This window comes from Streptomyces sp. NPDC003038, from assembly GCF_040611115.1.
In the GTDB taxonomy this organism is placed as follows: Bacteria; Actinomycetota; Actinomycetes; order Streptomycetales; family Streptomycetaceae; genus Streptomyces.
Window position 1 is genome coordinate 1 of sequence record NZ_JBEXNN010000104.1, and the last position, 2154, is coordinate 2154.

A 2154-nucleotide genomic window follows, 5' to 3' on the forward strand; every position below is an offset into this window, starting at 1 on the left:
CGGGCTCTGACCGGAGTTCCGTGAAATCCCAGGTCAGGGGCCGCGTAGCGGAACGTTTCGGCAGGGCATGTCTCGCTGGTGGGGGTTTGCTCGCTGGATGATGTGCTGTTCCCGAACGTCGATGTGCGGTTGGAGGCCGTGGAGTTCACGGCCGAGGTGTTGGTGGTGGCAGCTGCCGCTTGCGGTCCACCGCCCAGATGCCCGGGGTGCCATGCCAGGGCTCGGCGGGTGCATTCCTGCTATGAACGGTGCCTTGCCGAGCGGCCCTTGTCAGGGAGGAAGTTGCTGGTCAGGCTTCGGGTCCGGAGGTTCTTCTGTGACCGGGCCGCGTGCCGGCGGCGAACGTTCGTCGAACAGGTCGGCGGGTTGAGCGAGCGGTATCGCCGCTCCAGTCTCGGGCTGAAGACCTGGCTCCGTCAGGTCGCGGTCGAGCTCGGTGGGCGGGCCGGCGAACGGCTGTGCCGCCGCATGCACCTCGCCGCCGGACGCACGCGACTGCTGGAGCTGCTGGATCCTCCGCCGGTGCCAGAGCGAGCCCCGCGCGTGCTCGGTGTCGACGAGTTCGCCTTCCGCAGGGGCCGCACCTACGGAACCATCCTCGTCGACGTGGAGGCCGGTCGAGTCGTGGATGTTCTGCCCGACCGTACCTCCGAGACCTTCGCCGCCTGGCTGCGCGAGCATCCAGGCGCCGAGATCATCTGCCGTGACCGGGCCTCGGCCTACACCCGCGCGATCAAGGAAGCGGCGCCTGACGCTGTGGAAGTCGCCGACCGCTGGCACCTGCTCCAAAACCTTGCCGCCGGAGTGGAGAAGACCTGCCACCAGCATCGCGCCTGCCTGCGCAAACGCGTCGACGAGGTGACCAGCCGAATCCCGGAGGCGCCTCCGCTGATGCAGCTCCCGCTCCACGAGCTACCACGGACGCCGATCATGGAACGGACCCGGCACCGTCACGCTGACGTCCAGAAGCTCGTCGCCGCGGGCTGGACGATCAGCGCCATCGCCCGTCGTCTCCACCTCGACCGCAAGACCGTCCGACGCTTCCGAGACACCGACCTCGACCAGCTCCTGGCCTCGGCAAACGAACGCCAGCCAGCCGGAGTCCTGGAACCGTTCAAGCCGTACCTGAACACCCGCTTCACCGAAAGCCTCGGCCAGGTCAGCGGCAGCCGCCTCTTCCTGGAAATCCAAGAACGCGGCTACCGCGGCAGCCGCCAGGTCGTCCGCAAACACCTCACGGCCCTCCGCGCCGGCAACGCCGAACCCATTCGCGCGGACGTACCCAGCCCTCGCAAGATCACCAGCTGGATCATGCGACCGCAAGACGCCCTTCCACCCGAACTCGAACGCCGCCTGCTCGACGTGCGGATCGCCTGCCCGGACATCGCCCGAGCCTGTGACCTCGCCCGCGCTTTCACCGAGCTTCTCCGACACCGACGCGGATTCCTACTGACCGAGTGGATCCGCCAGGCCGAGTTGGACGCCCCGAAGCCGGTGAGCGGCTTCGCCGGCTTCCTCCGGCAGGACCTCGACGCCGTCACTGCCGGCCTCACTCTCCACTGGAGCTCAGGCATCGTCGAAGGCCACGTCAACAGAGTCAAAACGCTCAAGAGGGCAATGTACGGACGGGCCTCCTTCGGTCTCCTGCGGACCCGAATCCTCATCACGCCGTAGTCTTCCAGCGTGCGTTATCTGGCAGAACCATTCATCCTTGGCGCGCTTGAGCGGGGCCGTTCCGTCGAGCAGTTCCTCGGACCGGCTGGAAGCCCCGAGCGGCTGGGGATCCACTGGGTCGAGCTACAGCCAGTACGAGGGACCTACGAGGTCTATCTGCACGCCGCTCTCGACTGCGAACCCCTGACCGGCGACCTGGATTCGCTGCCACCGCTGTTCGACAGCGACGAAGAGGACTTCGGTCTCCTCCTGGCAACCACGAACGATCCCCTCGCCGCCTTGGATGCTGCCGAGACCCAAACGGGAGCAGTACGCAACCGCTGGGTAAACCAGTCCATGGCAGGCGACGAGTACCGCGACTACGTAGTCGCCGGCCGCCCAGCCACGGCTCCTGACGGCCAGCCGTGGCCGACGTCGCACACTTCCTGACCTGGGATTTCACGGAACTCCGGTCAGAGCCAAAATCCGAGATCGGCATCA

General features: G+C 66.9%; 2 protein-coding genes. Both read left to right on the forward strand.

Annotated features, from left to right (window positions below; translation table 11 throughout):
• The first annotated feature begins 165 nt into the window (after positions 1–165).
• Positions 166–1674, forward strand: coding sequence for an ISL3 family transposase (locus ABZX75_RS34250; protein ID WP_355418136.1), 1509 nt, complete (start codon positions 166–168; stop codon positions 1672–1674).
• Between the two features lie 9 nt (positions 1675–1683).
• Positions 1684–2103, forward strand: coding sequence for a hypothetical protein (locus ABZX75_RS34255; protein ID WP_355418133.1), 420 nt, complete (start codon positions 1684–1686; stop codon positions 2101–2103).
• Positions 2104–2154: the final 51 nt, after the last annotated feature.